At 69.6% G+C, this 20,268-nt stretch carries 7 protein-coding genes and 1 pseudogene; 1 reads left to right on the top strand and 7 read right to left on the bottom strand.

Features of this window, described 5'->3' with window-relative positions; all coding sequences use genetic code 11:
* On the bottom strand, window positions 1–6,258 hold a 6,258-nt coding region (locus tag BG452_RS38470; protein WP_262986109.1), incomplete at its 3' end, for a type I polyketide synthase.
* Between the two features lie 832 nt (window positions 6,259–7,090).
* On the opposite strand from BG452_RS38470, the gene BG452_RS47910 reads away from it, so the two are divergent.
* Window positions 7,091–8,284: a cytochrome P450 family protein gene (locus BG452_RS47910; protein ID WP_188308979.1), complete on the top strand. Its 1,194-nt coding sequence runs from the start codon at window positions 7,091–7,093 to the stop codon at window positions 8,282–8,284.
* Window positions 8,285–8,457: 173 nt separating this feature from the next.
* On the opposite strand, the pseudogene BG452_RS38460 reads toward BG452_RS47910, so the two are convergent.
* The 6 genes and pseudogenes from BG452_RS38460 to BG452_RS38435 form a co-directional block, all read right to left on the bottom strand.
* Window positions 8,458–8,898: pseudogene (locus BG452_RS38460) on the bottom strand (flavodoxin family protein); the annotation flags it as partial.
* A 389-nt stretch (window positions 8,899–9,287) separates the two neighbouring features.
* A complete protein-coding gene (locus BG452_RS38455; protein WP_188308978.1) occupies window positions 9,288–11,945 on the bottom strand; it encodes an RNaseH domain-containing protein in 2,658 nt (885 codons plus the stop codon).
* Between the two features lie 23 nt (window positions 11,946–11,968).
* Entirely contained in the window at window positions 11,969–15,229 is a 3,261-nt protein-coding gene (locus tag BG452_RS38450) for a hypothetical protein (RefSeq protein WP_223243356.1), read from the bottom strand.
* Window positions 15,226–16,533, bottom strand: coding sequence for a hypothetical protein (locus BG452_RS38445; protein ID WP_317621421.1), 1,308 nt, complete (start codon window positions 16,531–16,533; stop codon window positions 15,226–15,228). The genes BG452_RS38450 and BG452_RS38445 overlap by 4 nt, the downstream gene beginning before the upstream one ends.
* Before the next feature lie 2,184 nt (window positions 16,534–18,717).
* A complete protein-coding gene (locus BG452_RS38440; protein ID WP_188308976.1) occupies window positions 18,718–18,957 on the bottom strand; it encodes a hypothetical protein in 240 nt (79 codons plus the stop codon).
* A gap of 19 nt (window positions 18,958–18,976) precedes the next feature.
* The gene (locus tag BG452_RS38435) at window positions 18,977–19,939 is read right to left on the bottom strand and encodes a hypothetical protein (RefSeq protein WP_188308975.1); all 963 of its coding nucleotides are present in this window, start codon (window positions 19,937–19,939) and stop codon (window positions 18,977–18,979) included.
* Window positions 19,940–20,268 lie beyond the last annotated feature (329 nt).

The following is a 20,268-nucleotide window of genomic DNA, read 5'->3' as shown; positions in this document are numbered from 1 at the left end:
ATGTCCGCCGAGCGCGCCGGTGCCGCCGGTGACCAGCACCGTGCCCCGCGGCCGCCAGGGCCGCGCGGCCGGGCCCGATGAGGCCTTGCGGCGCAGCCGCTTGGCGAAGCGCCGGGTGCCGCGGATCGCCACCTGGTCCTCGCCCGTGCCGGCGAGCACGACGAGCAGCGCGTTCACGCTCTCCTCGTCGGGCACGGCGGGAAGGTCGACCAGGCCGCCCCAACCGTGCGGGAACTCCAGCGCCGCGGACGCGCCGGTGCCCCACGCCAGGGCCTGGGCCGGGCTGGTGACCGGGTCGGTGCCCGAGGTGCTCACGGCGCCGCTGGTCGCGCACCACAGTGGGACGGCCGCCCGCACCGGGTCCAGGCTGCGCACCTGGTCCAGGCTGCGGACCAGATCCAGGGTGAGGACCAGGCCCGCCGGGAGCACCGGGTGGTCGGGGTGCGGCTCCTCGTCCAGCGCCAGCAGCGACAGCACACCGTCCGGCCCGGGCCGGGCGTCCCAGGTGTCGGCCATGTCCCAGGTGTCGGCCACCGCGAAGCCCCGTTCGCGCAGGGCCTCGGCCCACGGGTGCCCGGTCGTGGCCAGGACGAGCCAGCGAGCCGGGTCCACCGGGGCAGCGGTACCGCTCGTCGGCGCCCATGCCACCTCGTACCGCCAGTCGTCACGGGGCACCGGCGGGGTCGCGGTCACCCAGTAGGGCTCGCGCTGGAAGGCGTACGTGGGCAGGTCCGCCCTGGGTGCGGTGCGGGGCAGGACCGGAATCCAGTCGACGTCGGCTCCGGCGGCGTAGAGGCGTCCCGCCGCGGCGAGGAACTCGGTGAGGCCGCCGTGATCGCGGCGCAGTGTTCCGGTGGCGGCGACGTCCAGCGCGGGCACCAGCACCGGGTGCGGGCTGACCTCCAGGAACAGGTCGTGGCCGTCGGCGGTGAGCCGGCCGGTGGCCAGGTCGAACCGTACGGGTTCGCGGAGGTTGCGGTACCAGTAGCCGGCGTCGAGGGCGGAGGTGTCGAGCGGCTCGCCGGTGACCGTGGAGTAGAACGGGATCGCCGCCGAGCGGGGTGTGATGTCGGCCAGGTCGGTGAGCAGTTGCTCTCGGATCGCCTCGACCTGCGCGGAGTGGGCGGCGTAGTCGACGGGCAGGCGGCGGGCGCGGATGCCGTCGGCCTCACAGGCCGTCAGCAGTTCGTCCAGCACGTCGAGGCCACCGGACACCACGACCGCCGCGGGTCCGTTCACCACGGCGGTGGTCAGCCGCTCGCCCCAGCGGGCCAGGTAACCGGCAGCCTGTTCGACGGACAGTGCGAGGGACACCATGCCGCCCCGATCGGCGATGACGGCCAGTGCCCTGGACCGTAACGCCACGACCTTGGCGGCGTCCCGCAGCGACAGCGCGCCGGCGACGTACGCGGCGGCGATCTCCGCCTGGGAGTGGCCGACCACGGCGTCCGGCTGCACGCCGTAGGACCGCCACAGGTCGGCCAGCGCCACCATGACGGCGAACAGGGCCGGCTGCACCACGTCGACGCGCTCCAGCGAGCCGTGGCGCAGTTCGTCGACCAGCGACCAGTCGGTGTACGGGGCCAGGGCGGCGGCGCAGGCGTCGATGCCGGCGCGGAAGACCTCGGACTGCTCGTACAGGTCGTGGCCCATGCCCGCCCACTGCGCCCCCTGTCCGGGGAAGACGAACACGGTCCCGCCGGTACGGGCCGGCAGTCCCGGCAGCCCCGGCGGGAGCGCGGCCAGGCCGGACAGCAGGTCGTCCCGGTCGGCGCCGACCACCGCGGCCCGGTGCTCGAACCGGGTGCGGGCGGCCAGTGCGCGGCTGATCGCGGCGGCCGGGACGTCGGGGTGGGCGGTCGCGAACGCGTGCAGCCGCTCGGCCTGGGCGCGCAGCGCGGCTTCGGTCTTCGCGGACAGCAGCCAGGCGGTGGGGGCGGCCCGGTCGGCGGGGTGGGGAAGGTGGCCCGGGTCCGGTTCGGAGGACTGCTCGATGCTGCTCTGCTCGATAATGAGGTGGGTGTTGGTGCCACTGATGCCGAAGGCCGAGATGCCGGCGCGGCGCAGGTGACCGCTGTCGGGCCAGGGCCGGGCCTCGGTCAGCAGCCGGACGCCGCCGGAGGCCCAGTCGACGTGCGGGGAGGGGGCGTCTATGTGCAGGGTTCGCGGGAGTTCGCCGTGCCGCATCGCCATGACCATCTTGATCAGGCCCGCGACGCCGGCGGCGGCCTGGGTGTGGCCGATGTTGGACTTCACCGACCCCAGCCACAACGGCTCCACCCGGTCCTGACCGTAGGCGGCCAGCAGGGCGTGGGCCTCGATGGGGTCGCCGAGGGTGGTGCCGGTGCCGTGCGCCTCCACCGCGTCCACCTCGGACGCCTCCAACCCGGCATTCGCCAACGCCTGCCGGATCACCCGCTCCTGCGACGGGCCGTTGGGCGCGGTCAGGCCGTTGGACGCGCCGTCCTGGTTGACCGCACTTCCCGCGACCACCGCCAGCACCCGGTGACCGTTGCGACGGGCGTCCGACAGACGTTCCAGCAGCACCAAGCCGGCGCCCTCGGCCCAGCTGGTGCCGTCGGCCGCGGCGGCGAAGGGCTTGCTGCGGCCGTCCGCCGCGAGGCCGTGCTGACGGGAGAACTCGGTGAAGCCCAGCGGTGTCGCCATGATCGTGACACCGCCGGCGAGCGCCAGCGAGCACTCGCCCGCGCGCAGGGCCTGGGCGGCCAGGTGGACGGCGACCAGGGACGACGAGCAGGCGGTGTCCACGGACAGCGCCGGACCGCGCAGCCCGAGGTGGTAGGCGACCCGGCCGGACGTGACGCTGGTCGCGACGCCGGTGAACAGGTATCCCTCCAGGTCCTCCGGCAGACCCGGTCCGGTCGCGTAGCCGGACGACCAGACGCCGGTGAACACGCCGGTGTGGCTGCCGCGCAGCGAGGCCGGGTCGATCCCGGCGTGCTCGAAGGTCTCCCAGGCCGTCTCCAGCACGAGCCGCTGCTGCGGGTCCATGGCGAGCGCCTCGCGGGGCGAGATGCCGAAGAACGGAGCGTCGAAGCCGGCCGCCGCCTCCAGGAACCCGCCCCGGGTGATGTACGTGGTGCCCGCGCCGCGCAGTTCCGGGTCGTACAGGCCGCCCAGGTCCCAGCCGCGGTCGTCCGGGAAGTCGCCGATCGCGTCCACGCCCTCCGTGACGAGCCGCCACAGGTCGTCCGGCGAGGCCACCCCGCCGGGGAAGCGGCAGCCCATCCCCACGATGACGACCGGGTCGTCGTGGGCGGCCGCGGCGGCGGGGGCCGGTCGGTCGCCGGGGCCGGTGCGCAGCCAGTCGATCAGCTCCGCGGGCGTCGGGTGGTCGAAGACCAGACCGGAGGGGAGTTGCCGATCCAGGGCGCCGGCCAGGCGGTTGCGCAGTTCGAGCCCGGTGACCGAGTCAAAGCCGAGGTCCTTGAAGGTGAGCTCGGGATCGATGTCCGCGGGGTTCTCGTGGCCCAGCACGAGCGCGATCTGCGCGGTGACCACGGCGGCCGCGTCGACCGCGTCGACCGCGGCGCCCGACTCGGGGTCGCCCGTGTCCGTGCCGTCGGCCCCGGTGTCGCAGGCCTCCGGGCCACCGTCCGGCCGGCCGGCTGCGGCGGTCTCCGCCGCGGGAGTCCCCGGGCCGCCCGGGGTCCGTGGGCTCTGCCCGGCTGTCGCTTCGGGCAGCCAGTACGAACGACGTTGGAAGGCGTACGTGGGCAGGTCGACCGGTGCGGCCTCGGCGACGGCCGGGGACCAGTCGACCGGCACGCCGGCCACGAACAGCCGGGACAGCGCGGTCAGGAAGACGTCCGGTCCGCCCCGGTCACGGCCCAGCGTGCCGGTGGCGAGGCCGGGCACGCCGGTCCGCTCGCGGGCCTGTTCCAGGGTCTGTTCGAGGGCGGGCAGCAGCACCGGGTGCGGGCTGACCTCGACCACGACGTCGTGCCCGTCCGCCAGCAGTGCGGCGGTGGCCAGGTCGAAGCGGACCGGCTCGCGCAGGTTGCGGTACCAGTAGCCGGCGTCGAGCTCCGTGGTGTCGTCGAGGAGGCCGCCGGTGACCGCGGAGTAGTACGGGATGGTGCCCTGCCGCGGCCGCACACCGTCCAGTTCGGTGCGCAGCTGTTCGCGGATCGCCTCGACCTGCGCGGAATGGGAGGCGTAGTCCACCGGGACGACGCGTGCGCGGACACCGTCCGCCGCGCAGGACTCGACCAGTTCGGACAGGGCCTGCGTGTCGCCGGACACCACGACCGAGCCGGTTGCGTTGACCACGGCGACCGTCAGCGCGCCGCCCCAGCGCGACACGTAGTCCTCGGCCCGCTCGGCGGACAGGGCCACGGACACCATGCCGCCCCGGCCGGTCAGCGCCACCAGCGCGCGGCTGCGCAGCGCCACGATCCGGGCCGCGTCGGACAGCGACAGCGCGCCCGCGACGTATGCCGCGGCGATCTCGCCCTGCGAGTGCCCGACCACCGCGTCGGGCTCGACACCGAAGGAGCGCCACAGTGCCGCCAGGGACACCATCACCGCGAACAGGGCGGGCTGCACGATGTCCACGCGGTCGAGCGGGGCGCCGTCCAGGACATCGGCCAGGGACCAGTCGGTGTACGGGGCCAGGGCCTGGGCGCACTCGTCCGCGGCGGCCCGGAAGACGGGGTACGCGGCGTACAGCTCCCGGCCCATGCCGACCCACTGCGCGCCCTGGCCGGGGAACACGAAGACGGTACGGCCCGGGGTGCCGGCCCGGCCGGCGGCGACCTGGGCGGAGTCGAGCAGGACCGCGCGGTGCGCGAAACGGGTTCTGGTGGTGGCCAGCGCGTGCGCGACCTCGGCGGCGGTCAGGTCCGGGTGGCTGCGCACGTGCTCGCGCAGGCGCTCGATCTGCGCTCGTAGCGCCTGCTTGGTCCGCGCCGTGACGATCCACGGCGCCGGCCGGGCCTCGGGGGCGGGCCGGCGGGTCGGCGGCGCGGCCGCATCGGGCGCCTGCTCGACGATCACGTGCGCGTTGGTGCCGCCCATGCCGAACGACGACACGCCCGCGAGCAGGGGCGCGTCCGGCCGCGGCCAGGGGGTCAGCGCGGTCTGGACCCGCAGCGCCAGTGCGTCGAGAGGGATGCCGGGGTTGGGGGTTTCGTGGTTCAGGCTCGGCGGCAGTGCACGGTGGTACACGCTGAGGACGGCCTTGAGCAGACCGACGATGCCTGCGGCGCCTTCCAGGTGGCCGACGTTCGTCTTGGCGGATCCGACCCGCAGGGCGCTGTCGGCGTCGCCGGACTCGGCCGGGTCGCGGTAGGCCGCCGCGACGGCGGTGGCCTCGATGGGGTCGCCGACGGCGGTGCCGGTGCCGTGCAGCTCCACGTACTGCACGTCCGCGGGACGCACGCCGGCGCGGGCCAGTGCCTCGCGGATGACCTGTTCCTGGGCCTGCGCGCTGGGCACGGTCAGGCTCTGTGTGGCGCCGTCGTTGTTGACCGCGCTGCCCCGGATGACACCGTAGACGCGGTCCCCGTCGGCCAGGGCCCGGTCCAGCGGTTTCAGGACGAGGAAGGCGCCGCCCTCGCCGCGGACGAAGCCGTTGGCCCGGGCGTCGAAGGTGAAGCAGCGGTCGTCCGGGGACAGGCCGCCGAACTCCGCCGCCCCCTCCTCGCGGGCAGCGGTCAGGTTGAGGTTCACCCCGCCGGCCAGGGCGAGCGCCGACTCGCCGCGGCGCAGGCTCTCGACCGCCAGATGCACCGCGACCAGCGCCGACGACTGGGCCGTGTCGACCGTCATGCTCGGTCCGCGCACACCGAGGAAGTGCGAGACGCGGTTGGCGATGACGCCCCGGTTGGTGCCGGTCAGCGTGTGCGGCGTGATGTGACCGGGGTAGGTCAGGGACGTGTAGTCCTCCCACATCGAGCCGACGAACACCCCCGCCGGGCCGTCCGTCAGCGTGCTCGGCACGATCCGGGCGTCCTCCAGGGCCTCCCAGGCGAGTTCGAGCATGAGCCGCTGCTGCGGATCCATGCCGGCGGCCTCGCGGGGGGACACACCGAAGAACGCCGCGTCGAAGCCGTCCACCCGGTCCAGGTAGCCGCCGTGCCGTACGCCCTGCCGACCCACGGGCGGCGCGGTGATCGCGTCGGCCCCGTCGCACAGCAGGCGCCAGAACGCCGCCGGATCCGGGGCTTTCGGCAACCTGCCCGCCATTCCGATGACAGCGACACGATCAGCGTCCGAATCCAGGGGGAAGCGCATCACATCGACACCTCGTGAGCCGGGGGGATGAAGGAAGGTGGGGTGTTTCCGTAGCAGTCCCGATGGTGCGGCTCCGGCCGCGCAAGCGGCCGGAGCATCGAGCGCGTGGGCAGCCCGGCGACCCGGTGGTATCCGAACCCGGACTCGCCCGCGCTTCGGGCATCTGGATCAGTGGAGCGGCCCTCGAAAGCGACAGCGTTGGCGACCCGTCGAGGAAGACGCACTGGTGAGCTGGACGCACTGGTGAGCTGAGCGTGGGGGTCGAGGCGATGATCGTTCCGCCGCGCAGATGAGCATGGCAGCAACATCACGCCCTCGCCACAGGCCGGGCGAAGGCTGTCTCAAAGGAGGCACACCACAACGTCATATGCCTGCACGAAAGAGGCACCGTGGCGAGATCCGTCCCGTGTGCCCCATGAAACGCGTCGTTTCTCACGGACGGCCCGTCGCGGTGTCCGCCGGCGGACCTGCCGGCGAATCTGCCGGTGCGGTCACGGACGTGCGTCCACGCCCCGCACCGTCACGACCGGGCCGGGTTCATGGGCACCGTCGACACCTCCGGTGACCACGCCCTAGAATCCCGTTCGCACTCCCGCAGAAGCGTCCTCGACCGTCATCCGGCCACCCGGGAGAACCTCCGCACGGCGATCACCACCCGGATCGAGCGAACCGCCCACCGGCGCCGTCGACAGCTCCGGCTGAACCGTTTGACCCCTCATCGCATTCGAGACGATCGCGAAGCGCCACCGCCCCCGGCGGCACACAACCCAGCTGTCACCGATCCGCGCATCGGTCCCGGCCGTTCGCGCCCGGCACCCGGTGCGCGGACCTGGTGACATCCAGTCAGGAGGCAGCGATGCAAGCCACGTTTCCCTTCACCACCCCACACCACCTCGACAACGAGCCCGAAGCCGAGGCTCTGCTCGCGCAGGCTCCGGTCGTCCACGCGACGATCGGTCCGGCAAAGGTCTGGCTCGCCCTTTCCTATCAGGCGGTGCGCCAGGTTCTGAGCGACAGCCGGTTCAGCCGGGAGGCGGCCACCCTTCCGGGCAGCCCGCTGCAACTGACCGTCGCCGCCGACCCGTTACTGGTCACCAGCCTGGACGGCGAGCGCCACGCCCGCCTGCGCAAGCTGATGTCGCAGGCGTTCAGCCCGCGCATGGTCGACCAGCTCGAGCCACGCGTGCAGTCCCTGGTGGACTCCCTGCTCGACTCCCTCGATCCAACCGCGGACCTTGTGGCAGGTCTCTGTACCCCGCTGCCGTTGATGGTCATCTGCGAGCTGCTCGGCGTGCCCTACTCCGAGGCGGAGGCCATCCGCAGGTGGACCAGGCGGCTGTTCGTCACGGACATCACTCCGGACGAACTGCGGGCCGCGCAGAGCGAGATGCAGGACTGGCTCGCCGACCTGGTGCGTCAGAAGCGGGCGCAGCCGGACAACGGGTTGATCTCGGCCATGGTCGCCGCCAACGACGAGGGCGACCACCTCACCGAACCCGAGCTGCTGGCCAACCTCGAGGGCCTGCTGATCGCCGGCCACGAGACGACCGTCAACCAGCTGGGCAACTCGTTGCTGACCCTGCTGCGCCATCCGGACCAACTCGCCCTGCTGCGGTCGTCACCGGACCTGATCGGTCCGGCGGTCGACGAACTACTGCGCTACAGCAGGCTCTTCACCTCGGCCGAGGTCCGGGTCACGACCGAGCCCGTCGATCTGGAGGGCGTCGAACTGGGGGCGGGCGAACCGGTGTTGCCGGTCATCGTCGCGGCCAACCGCGACCCCGGTGTGTACCCGGATCCCGGCCGCTTCGACATCACGCGCGAAGGACCGGCAGCGCACCTCGCCTTCGGGCACGGGCCGCACTTCTGCCTCGGCGCGATACTGGCCCGCCGGGAGATGCGGGTGGCGATCGGGTCCGTGGTGAAACGGTATCCGGGACTGCGCCTCGCCGTTGACGAGTCCGAGCTCACCTACGTACCGGAACTGGTCTTCCGCGGCCTGCAGGCGTTGCCGGTCACTTGGTGATCCATGGTCTCCCACACCGCGGGCGCGGGAATCCGACGGGATCGACTGGTCGGGGCCCGACACGACCGATGACCCTTCCACCACCTTCGACCAGCGGTACGACCGGCACCGCGAACTCGTCGGCGTCCATGTGCTCTACGGGGCCGCCGAGCGGTTGACGGCCCACGCTCCACTCAGCGGTGCTCGGGGTTCTCGAAGTCGAAGCGGCAGCCGGCGTCCCACTCCGAGCGCTGGTTGCCGTGCGCCGGAATGCCGCCGGCGTCCTTGAGCATCCGGGCCAGGTGGAGCTGGTTCCAGGTCATGAAGGTGGTGTTGCGGTTGGTGAAGTCGTTCTGCGGGCCGCCGGAGCCCGGGTCCAGGTAGGACGGCCCGGGGCCGGCCTCGCCGACCCAGCCGGCGTCCGCCTGCGGCGGGATGGTGTAGCCGAGGTGCTGGAGGCTGTAGAGCACGTTCATCGCGCAGTGCTTGGCGCCGTCCTCGTTGCCGGTGATCAGGCAGCCGCCGACCCGGCCGTAGTAGGCGTACTGACCTTCGGAGTTGAGAATCGACGAGCAGGCGTAGAGGCGCTCGATGACCTTCTTCATCACGGAGGAGTTGTCGCCGAGCCAGATCGGCGGAACACTCTGGCACCCTATCTGACCAGCGGCTCCATGACGGGCATACTCGAGAAGCCCTGCTGCCTTCCTTGATCGCCCGGCACGCCGGGCACGACTGCCAAAGCCTGCACGCCAGCAAACGCAAACACCTTGTGAGACAAATTGCGTCACGGGCGGAAACAGACCTGCACCACATGGTGCCGATCATGACGAAGCGCAGGATTCACCGGCGAGCGTCCACTCGACGACACCCAGCAGCTGCGGGTCCGGGACCACGAGCACGAGCGACTACTACCGAGAGCAGACATCGTGGCCGCGCTCCTAAGCAGTGAGCGTGATCTGACCGCTCGGTAGGCGGCCCAGTGGACCCCGGCGTCCCAGGAGCGAGCCGCCAGAGAGTGGCTGGGTTACTCGTCCCCACTGTTCGTCTCATCCTCCAGGTCATCGGGCGCGACGGTGCGTCGGAACTGCGGGTGATCCTTGTCCATCTGGAGAGCAGCGTGGAGGGCGATCGGGTAGCGCGTCCGGTGCTTCCACGCAAGCGCCTGGTGACAGAGCCTGGCGGTCACCATCGTCAGCTCCCGTCGGTGGTCCGTGTTCACGGCGATCGGGAAGATCTCGGTGGCGGTCATGGCGCAGTAGTTGGCCTTGATCTCGTTCTTGCCCTTGTTCCACGGCAGGGCGGACCAGCGCGTCTTCTTCGAGCCCTGTCGGCCGGCGCCGTTGCCGTCGAACTGGTGGGTGGTGTTGACGAGGAACCAGGTGCTGTTCTTCCCGAGGTCTGGGTCAATGCGGAAGACCTGGGTGGTGCGCTCCTTCGTCTTGATCTCCGTGTCGTCCTCGTCGGTGATCGTCACCTGTACTGGGCGGGGGACTTCCTCGTCAGTGGTGTTCAGCCGGATCACGGCGATGGGCCGGAACCGGGGGGCGATGGTGGAGCCCGGGAGCCAGGTCGTGTTCGGCTCGGGCGGCTGCCCCTGGGCCTTGTTGTTCAGTCCCTTCCACAGGCGCCGGCAGGCGACGCCGTCCACCGTAACGGTGTAGGGGGTGCCGTCGAGGTAGTCGGCGAGGTCTTCCAGCGCTTGGTCGATGACCTTAGCGGTGCTGGAGTGGCCGGCGAAGTTGTCCATGAACTCCGTCATCTTCCCAGCCGGGTAGTCGGCGGCGTGGAAGGCGGCTTCGGCGAGGTGGTATGGCTTCCAGACGCGGTCGGTGTAGGACCATCCGTGGAGCGTCCACGCACCGTCCACGACGGTGGGGGGCTTGAGGACGGTGGCTGAGACGACGATCCTGGCATCCCGCTCTCCCGGCCGGCGTGACTGCCTTCGGACGTGGACGCCGCAGTGGGCGACGCCGTCGGCGGGGTGCTCGCCGATGGGCTTGGTCAGGATGCTGGATACCCGGCGGTCGATGAACCCGAGGTTGCGGTAGAGGTCCATGAGGCAGGACAGGCTCTGGTGGTCCATGCCGGTGGACTTGTCGATGCCGGTCTGGACGGCGCGGTCGATGTACTGGACGACCAGATCCATCTTGGCGAGGATGCGGTGGGTCTGATGCTTGGCGTCCTCGCTGTCCTTCGGCCGTGGTACGGAGTTCTTCTTCCCATCGCCGTATTCGGTCTCGGCCCAGACGCCGACGATCTCGCCGGATGCCGTCTTCAGCGAGAGCAGGTCGGCCGTGTGCGCGGACCGGCCGGTCGCAGGTCCGTGCTGGAGGAATTCGGGGACGTGCTGGAACACGGCGCTGATGCGGGTGCCGTGCAGCGTGACGCTCTTGCCTTCAGCGGGGTTGAGGGCGGTGGGATCGAGGCCGTAGGCGAGGGCGAGGGCGTTGATCATCCGCTGGCGGACCTCATCGGTCGCCCACAGGCAGACGATGCGCAGATGGTCGAGACCCATGGCCTCCAGGGAGCGGGTAATGTCCAGCGGATCCATCAGGACGTCAGCCTTCTGGGCCTGCTTGAAGTTGCCGCCCTCGAAGAAGCCGTGGAGCGGCTGCCAGTGGTCGCCGAGTGTGATCTGGATGTGCTCGTAGAGCCCTCGGTAGTAGTCCATGCCGACGCCGGAGCCGACGGGGAAGTAGAAGTTCTTGGCCATGATGGGCCGGACCGTTCCCAGCTGCTGCGAGGTGGGAGGTTCCTCTCCATTCTCCTGGGCTCGCTGGCGGGTCAGTCGGTCGGCCTGGATCTGCCGGTCGATCTCGTGGAGGACGGAGCGGCCCATGCCGAGCCGGGAGAGGGCCTGGAGGGCGAGGCGGTTGACGTTGCGCAGGCGGCCCCTGCCGTCGAGTTCGACTTCGACCAACGGTCGGTCCGGGTGGTCCTGTTCAGCGAGGACGGTGCGGGTGAAGTCCATGGAGCGGTTGATCCGGGTCGCGGAGGCGGAGACGAGGATCAGCGGGTCGCTCACGTTGGGCTCGGTCTTCATCTGCAGCCGGATTCGCGGCAGAGAGAAGCGCGTTCCGTTCTCGTCGGGCCAGGGGTCATCCCATGCGACGAGGCCGCCTGCAGTGTCCGGGCGGAGCCGGACGGACAGTCCGTCGATGGCCCAGGGCTCGGCGGCGATCCTGCGGGCGAGGTCCCAGGCGACGGTCTGATAGACCCAGCTGGGGGCGTCGGGCTGTCCGCTGGGTGAGCGGAGCAGGTAGTCGGCCAGCGCACGCTGTTCCTGGGTGGTGGAGGCGAACTTATCCGCGATGCCGACTGGCTGGTTCAGGTCGATGTCGTCGATGTCGTCACCCATGGCCAGTCCGTGCAGCAGGGTGAAGACGTCGCGGATCGTGTCGTCGTCGATGGGCTCCTGACTGGCCAGGACGGCCCGTTTGGCGTCCAGCCAGACGTATCCGCCGGTGAGAGCGCGCAGTGCCGTCGTGGCGATGGAGTGCGGCGCCTGGACCTCATCCCTCCCGGCTCGCCTGCGGTAGGCGTTCTCGAAGATCCTCCACATGTTGACGCCGGCCGGGCCGCAGTCACGGATGTGGACGGAGGCGTCCCCGAGGAGGCTGGGTGTGACCCGGCCAGCGAGGAGGTCGAGGCGCTGGGTCTGCTTGGACGGGCGGGCGGACATGCGGGCGGGTTCTCCTTGGGTGGTCATGCGGCCAGGCCGATCCCGGCGTAGGCGAGGAAGGCAGCGAGGGCTTCGCGGTAGATGTCGTCCATGCGGCGGCGTTCGTCCTCGTCCCAGTTGGTGTGCATCCGCGTGAGGATGGTGGCGAGGTCGGCTTGCCACGAGTCGCGGTGGAAGGCGTAGTCCACGAGGTGCAGGGTCATGTCCGTGCCTCCGCGCCGTGCGCGTCCGGCAAGCTGGATCATGTCGACGACCATGCCTGCGACGATCTCCTCCTGCAGGACCTTGTGGGTCGACCCGAAGCCGGGCGCGGAGCGCATGATCAGGCTGAGGCGTCTCCACGCCTCGGTCCGCGCGGCCGTGAGCGCCGCGACGGGGTCGTCGCTGGGTTCCTTGGGCAGGCTGTTGAGTCCGGCGGCGTTGACCGAGGCGTACATTTCCGGAGGATCGCTCAAGAGCGCCAAAGGGCGGGTGCACAGGTAGACGGGGGTGATCGCTGATTTGGTCCCGATGACGATGTTCAGGCCACGGGCGATGCGCGCCATGGGAACGACGAGGATCTTCCCCTTCTTCGGAAAGGTCTCGAACTCCTCGGGCGTCAGCTCGATGATGCTGGCCGGCAGCGGCGGCAGATCGCTGCGGCGTTCCTTGTCAGGCGGTACGGCTACACACAGGCCGCCGGTGTAGTTGCCGGAGTTGTAGATGCCCAGCGCGATGTAGCGGCAGTGGAGGTAGGAGTTGACGACCACGGCGGCGTGCGCGCGGTCCTTGTCCTCCTTCTCCAGGCACTGCAGCTCGGGGTGGATACGGGTGTCATACAGGCGCTCCCCGAGCTCTTTAAGGGCCCTGGACTTGAGGTTCTGAGGGAGTCCGGAGATCTGGATGGGGTTGTTGAGGGAGTCGGTGATCGTGTGCTTCTTCGCGCGGATGCTGTCCGGTGCGGCGTCGGTCATCCACCACTTCACGGTGCTGTGGATGTGTTCGCGGACGGCCTGCGGGAAATACGCGGTCGCGGACAGGCCCATGACGGGCCGCTCGATTCCGGCGAGGGCGAGAGCGACGATGCTTCCGAGCTGGGCGGTGTATGTGTGTGGGTCTCCGGTGATGCTCTGGGAGGTGAGCTCGCCTGTCTTCGCCGGGTCGTCCAGGCCGGTGACCCGGTAGCCGAACAGGGCGCGGCCGAGCATGCCGAACGGGAGGATGTTGGCTCCGATGCCGCGATCAAGGCGTTCGGCGAGAGCTCGGGCCGAAGCCAGGCCGCTCGCGCGGAGCTGGGCGGTCTTGCCCATGAGGTCGTTAAGGGTGTCGTCCAGTTCGGACAACCAGGTCCGGACGATAAGCAGTTCGACGGTTTCGGCACGGTCGTGCTCGTCCTTGACGATGGCCTTGAGGAGGTCGTCCAGGCGGTGCTGGGTGTGGGTGAGCAGGTCAGCACCGCGGTGACCGAGAAGATCACCGAGAATGCCGCGTGCTTCCAGGTAGTGGCCCTCCAGCTCCACAGTGCTGAACGGCTCGGTGAACGGGTCCTGGCCGGGCTTCGGCGGCCTGAGCGCGTTGAGCTTGTCGAACAGCTCTTGCGGGATCTCGTGCTCGCTGGTGATGCCCGCCTCGGGGAACAGCAGGTGGATCAGGCGCCGGTCCCGCCCCCCGGAGATGTGCCAGCCGGTGCTGTTCATGCCAGCCCGGTCACCGACAGGGCCACCGTCGCCCTCGTAATGCCGCAGGTGAAGCTGGCCTTCGCAAACGGCGGCCAGGAGGAACTCGGTGAGGTAGCGGGCGTAGGTGACCGATGGAACGAGCTCCTTGACGGTCGCCGGTGGCTGCTTGCGCAGCTCGTCGTGAAGCTGCTGGAGCGGGATCTTCTTGTCGAGGCGGGAGTCCAGGACCAGTTCGCTGGAGCACTTCCCAATGGCGGTGGACTGGAACTGGTCGATCTCGTCGATGAGGGTGGCATGGCAGCGGCGGAGCAGGAATTCGGCAACGCTCAGACCGGCGGTGGGCCGGTCGTCGAGGGTGATGCCGATGGGCATCCGGCCCATCATGAAGTTGTGGTGGTTGGTCACCACGACGGAGGCGGTGCAGGCGTTGTGGTGTTGCTGGTACTTACCGCAGACCGGCACGAAGGGGCAGCGCCTGGTTCCCTTGCCCGGCGGGAGCGGGTAGAGGCTCATACAGGACTCCGAGCCCGCCGGGTAGGGGTGGGTGGCCTCCGTGAAGCGGCTCAGCGAGCAACCGTAGGAGAGCTGACCGATCTTCCAGCGGATCTTGGCCGACTGTTCGGCGATAGAGCCTTCGATGCGGGAGGCGATCTTCATGGCCCGATCGTGCAGTCCGTAGGGGGACATCAAGGGTGTGCACATCTCGGGGTGGCCAAGGTTCGCGAGGTCCTGGCTGATGTCCCACGCGGCCGAGAGCGTCGCCTCAACGGTAGGGAGGACGATCGCGAGGGCCAGGCCATTGAGGGCGAACCACGAGGCCATGACACGGACGAGGACGCTCTTGCCGGTGCCTGTAGGAGCGTTGAAGACCTCGGTGGCGCCAGCGCAGAGGCGGATCGCCTCCTTCGGGGAGATCATGTCCGTGGTGTTGAGCTGGCCGAACAGCGTCTTGAGGACCTGGTGCAGGTGCCTGCCTTCGGGTTTGAGTCGCTGGTCCAGCTGCCGGGCGAGATCCAGAAGGTCGCTGGTGGGGATCTCAACGCTCGCAACATAGGCGGCAGTGCGGACCTGGGGCGGGCTCTGACATGGGTCGGTCTCGGAAGCGCCCGCGAACACGGGGATGTTAGCGCGGCCCTGGATCTCCCCGATGCCGCCGGCGTAGAGCGTGCGGGTCAACCACTGCCCGGCAGCGGCGGGCAGTGCTGGCTTCGGGCGCGGGTGATCCTTGTGGACCCGCTTCATGGTGCGGTCCACGTAGGCCAGAAGGTCATCTCCGACCCGGAGCGAAGCAGCCTCGGCCATATGCGGTTCACCGACGAGGACGAACTGGGGTGCCTGGCCAGCAGAAGGCGAGGTCAGCCTCCTCCGCGCGGCTGTCGCGAAGGCAGGTGCGCCAGCGAGTTCTCCGGGGGCGTTGACGAGGACGTCGGCGAGGCGTTGCTTCTCCGCGTGTGAGAGGTGCGCCCAGGCCGACCATTTGTCGTACTGGCCTGAGAGCAGGAACGCGGCGTGTCTGAACGACGCCGTGGGCTGACCATGCTCATCCGGCTCGCCGGGGAAGTAGTGGGCGGCGAGCGCCAGGGCGCAGTTCACCGAGGCATCGTCCTTGCGGAGCCTGCCTGTCATGCCCATCGGATCCCTGCCGTCCTGCAAATCGTCTGGCCGATCTCGCCGGCGGTGGCCACGTTCAGACCGAACTCCTCGCATACCCCGCGCAGGAGCGGAAGCGATGCCTCGCGGTGATCAGGGACGACGATCCACTCGGCCCCACCGTTGTCGCCACCGTCGGCCTGGATCTTCTTCGCCAGCAGCATCTCCGACGTGAAGTCCTTGATGTCGAGCAGGAAGGACTTCGTCTGACCGCCTGACAGCCACACGTCCACGTGCAGATCGTAGGTATCCAGGTAGGGCCAGAGGGTGACGCTGCCTGGGCAGTCAGCGTCGGCTCCGAGAGCGGTAGGGCTCATGCCGGGCTCCGGAGCGGCAGCGAAGCTGCGTGCGAGCAGGGCGTCGTACAGGGCGATCTCGAGGAGGCCGGGGACCGTGGTGTAGCGCCACGGTCCTCGCGCCAGCGCCAGGTGTCCGGAGGCCGGCATCGGTTGAGGCACAGCACCTCGCGGGTTGGGGGCGAGGACGGATGCCGCGCCGGTGAACGCTGGCGGCGGAGCTCCGGGGATTAAGGTCGGCGGCCTACCGGCAACAGGGACCTTGAAGGTGTAGCTGGCCCCCATCAGCTTGGCGTGCGGTCGGTAGAAGCACTGGGCTCTGCCATTCACCGACTTCCGCGAACGGTGCCGGGTGATCCTCATCGGCCAGCGGCACACGGGGCAGGCGAACCACCACTGCTCGTAGAGCGCCGCGAAGCTGATAGGCCGGTAGAACTGGCCGACCACGCTGGGCAGGTTCAGCCGCCGGATCACTGCCTCAGTCCCAGCCGGAAACCGGGACAGGTTGGAGCGGCCCTTGACGTAAGCCTCCTGGGTTCCGCGCTTCCGCAGCCCTGAGTTGACGGTGACCTGGTCCATCTCCTGCTCGATCTCCGCGATCGAGGTGGACCTGCCGTCCCGGGTAGCCTTCTGAACGGCCCACGCAACCTCCCGTTGTTCCTGGTCAAGGTCGAACAGGTCTTCTTCGAACAGCCCGTCGTCATTGATGAGGTGCACGCCGGTCATCTCCTCCGGCGATACCCCGTCCGGGAGGAGGTCGGCGAGGTCGCCACTGAGTCTGGCCAGGAAGAACTCGAACGGGAGTGGATGGCCGGGTCCTCGTGCCGCGAGGACTTCGCCGTGGCTGTCCATCAGAGTGCACAGCCGGTCTTCCGGCGCCTGCTCGGCGTCTGTGAACGCCTGGGCCGCTACTGTCGCGGCGCGCATCACCATCTGCCGGATCACGTGGTGGCTAATCGGCTCCGCTGTGGAGGTGAACTTCACGCGAAGCACCATAAACCTGGGGTGTGACAGTTGGATGCCGATCGTCCGATCACAGCGGATCTGGGATCCTCAGCTGGACAGCCGGGTATCGGGTTTGGTAGGCGGTCCGGCATGCGTTGATGTGCTGCCTACCAGCCTCGGTGATCCGCCATCGGTACTCGAGGACGAACGTCCCGCGCCCCTTCTCCACGCGAACGGCGAACGAGTCGATGTACCCGCGGCTCGTCGTGCCGTTAGGGCGGTAACCCGAGCCAAGATAGAACCTCGAGTTTCCCCCCATAGCTTCCTCGGACAGCCCCTCAGACCCCGCTTCCGCGACGCGGGTCAAGTTGCGCCACAGCCACTCCGAGAGCAGGTGTGAGGGTCGGCGTGGAACTGCGCTGATGCCGAGTCCGGCACGCGCACAGGCTCGACCCGGGCGCGTTAGCTCTACCATGACGCGAGAAACGAGACCGATCTGAGGGATGTCGATACGATCCTCGGAGATCTTGAGAAGTCCCCTTCGGGCGAGTGCGTGCAGAGTGGATCCCGCGCCCGCGTCCAGGTGGCCGTCCTCGCGAAGTCGCTGTTGGATGGCGGTGTGCTCGGCAAACGGAGCGTCGGCCTTGATCGAGAACGGCAGCTTGCGCCACACTGACGCGGGCCCTGGATTCCGGTAGCTGGCACGGGCCGCCTTGGCGCGCCGCTCGGCTTCCTGATCCTCGCGGAAGCAGGCGAGTAGGTACGCACGCTGGCGTCCATTCAGACCATCCCACATCGCGTCAGCCTCCTTCCGCGGGGTGTGCTGAGGAGCCGGATCATCATTAACCGACCGCTCTGGTAGCCAGCAGCGCCGAGTGGTTCTAACACTCCCAGAGCCCCACTGAGATTGGCTTCCCACGCGCCGCGCTCCAAGCGGCGCCGAACTCGCGGAGTACGGAAGCGGCTGGCTAAGCAGCATGTTAATCAGGCTATGGCAGGCCAGTGACAGCCCGCTTACCCGACCCGACTGGATGGGGCTCGCCCAAGGACTGGACGTGTCCGGAGCCGCGGACCCACTGGCGTCCTCATTCGCCCACTGCCCGCTGGCCACCCCAGACCAGCTCCACCCCTCGGCATCGACCACGAGACCGCCATCTCCTGGGTACGCAAGCAGGAAATCGGCCTGCGCCTGTGATGGGCCCGCGCATCGGTCTCGCCGCCACACCGCAACCAAGGTGACACGGGCCCTCAGCACGCTCCCGTCCGCTCCGAGTAACTTCAGCGCCGTCTTCCCTGCCACCCACGACACCTCAGGCCGCATCGTCGAGTTGGGCGACATCACCCAACCCTCCCCCCTGCCGACTACATCAATGGTGGCTTCGGGTAGGCCTGGTGACCGACGAAGCCGGGTGGGAAGGTCGGCAGGCCGACGCCGGTGCCAGTGGTGATGATGTATCAGGGGTTTCGGGGTGGAGTGCCGCGCGCTCATCGTGGGGGTCGAGGGAGCAGCTACAAACCCGGCGGACGAGACGCCACCAGCCTGGGAGCCGCTGCCCTATGCGGCCGGCTGCACCGGGCTGGTGCGCAAGGTTCTGGCGGACGGGTGTACGGCTACACGCTGATTGAGCCCGTGGCCGACCCAGCTGCCACGGCCGCCGTGCGGGAGGCGCTGAGCGACGGTCCTGGCCTCGTCATCGTCCACCTGCTGGCGCACGTGGAGCCCACCCGCGACAGCGGTGGGCTCCACGTGGTCAGCAGAGACGGGAAAGTGCACCAAACAGCTGGCGTACTGTATCGACCTGGTCGAGGACGCGGCCGAGTACAAGGACGGCCCGACCGTCCTGCTGCTGCTCGACCTCTGTCACTCCGGCCGCGTGGCGGCCAACCATCATCGGGGCATGATCCGGCCCCGAGCTGCGCCGGGTCTGGGTGCTCGCCGCCGGCTATGCTGACAACCTCGCCGATGACGGCTGGCTCAGCCTCGACGTGCACGAGGTGCTGCGCGGCTTCGCCGACGGCACGCTACTGCCGGACGAGACCTGGAAGTACCTCCCCTTCGAACGCTTCTGCCGCGAAGTGGCCAGGAAAGTCGAGCAGTTGGTGGCGGACAAGCTGCCGCAGCAGCTGACACTGCCGTTGGCCGCTCGGCAGGGACCCCGCCGGGCTCGACCTCACGTACGCCTACTGCACGCTGCAGCTGTCGTCAGGCAGGCCTCCCCTGTCTCAGGGCCGGCGGTTGCCGGAGGCTGCCTCCTCCTGACGAGGTGCCAGCCGCTTGCGGTCAGCACGCTCGCGAAGGTGTTGCAGGACGGCTCGCCACCAGGACAACCGGTCCCGCGAGTTCTGCGGGATCAGGCGGTTCAGAATGCGCAGCGCCAGGACGCCCAGGACAATGAACGCCACCAGCGACGCCCGCACCCACGCAGGGAGGCCTTCCAACAAGGCCAATGGGAACTCGACCATCGAACGAGCCCCCGCCCCGTCAGATACCCTCCCGGAGTTCTAGACGGGCGCCGCCGTACGTCACCTCGAAGGTGTCACGGTGGCGGTCCAGCGCCGACCCGTCGATGCCCACCACAGGGTGCGTCAGGGCCCGGGCGAGGTCAGCCGGGTAGGGATAGCCCGTCCAGCGGAGTTCCCACGAGTCCCCGCGGCCGGACAGTCGTCGTTGCACGCCGCGGCCGTATTGCTCGGCGTCCCGGCGCCGGTCTCCGGGGCGGTCGAGCGGGTCCCAGTCCCAGCTGGTGGCCCAGTTCTCCTCCCGGTCCTCCAGGGTGTACCGGGACACCAGCCCGGCGAGCAGCACCTCGGCGTCCGGGGTGATGGGTGAAAGGCCGTCCAAGGCGTCCCGCTCGGCCTCGGTGAGCTCGTCGCCGGACATCCGGAGCCCCCGCCACGGCTCGGTAATCAGTGGTGCGTCGCACCGGGGTCCACTCGGGCGTCCGGTGACGACCAGTCGCGCGCCCGTGGCTTCGTGCCGCAGGTGGAATGTCTCTGGGTGGCTCACCGAGCGTCCGGACAGCCGGAGGCCCGGCACGTGGAGGGAGTTCTGGTCCCGCTTCGACACCAGCAGGTCGGAGACGTTGTCCGGCGCACGCTCGGCCACGATCACCAGCTCGTCCCAGCGCGGCGACATCACCGGATCGTAGACGCTGAGCCGGCTCCACCCCCAGGCACCGCCGCGCCCGCCGATGGGCCCATCGTTGAACAGACCGAGCGCGAGGAGCGCCCGCAGTGAACGCTGGCCCGGCGAACAGGTGTCGAGGGCGATGACATTGCCCCGCCCGAGGCCGGCGAGAGCGACGTCCAGGGTCTCACCAGTGAAACGCTTCCGCTCATGGGCCGCCCTGAGCCTGCTGGAACTCCGGTTGCCCGCTGCGTGTGTCGACTCCACGACATACCTCTCCGCCCTCGCGAGACCCGGTACTGACGCGAGAGCCGGCATGCCTGACGACGACGGATGGCACAGCTGTCTCTCACAGAGCAGGTGCGCTGCGCACCCTCGAGTCACCATGTACAGCACCGGGCTCTGCACGGCTGAAGACCCCCGCCCCTCTGCGGGTCGGCAGGAGGTCACTCTACACGAGTCGCCTTCGCCCGTACCGGTTACCGAAGTTGGAGCGGCGAGACCATCCAGCCCGGTGGGAAACAGGCCCAGGTCAGGAAACCCGAACAGCTTCAGGTACGACCCACCAAACAGATCGAGGGCTACCGCCACACCCCGAATGCCAGAGCGTTGCCCCGCCGAATCGCCGCGCAGCACCATGCACCGAC

It is taken from the genome of Streptomyces sp. CBMA123, from assembly GCF_014596465.1.
Classification (GTDB): Bacteria; Actinomycetota; Actinomycetes; order Streptomycetales; family Streptomycetaceae; genus Kitasatospora.
The sequence above is the reverse complement of the archived record's forward strand: the minus strand, read 5'-3'. Positions and strand labels throughout refer to the sequence as shown.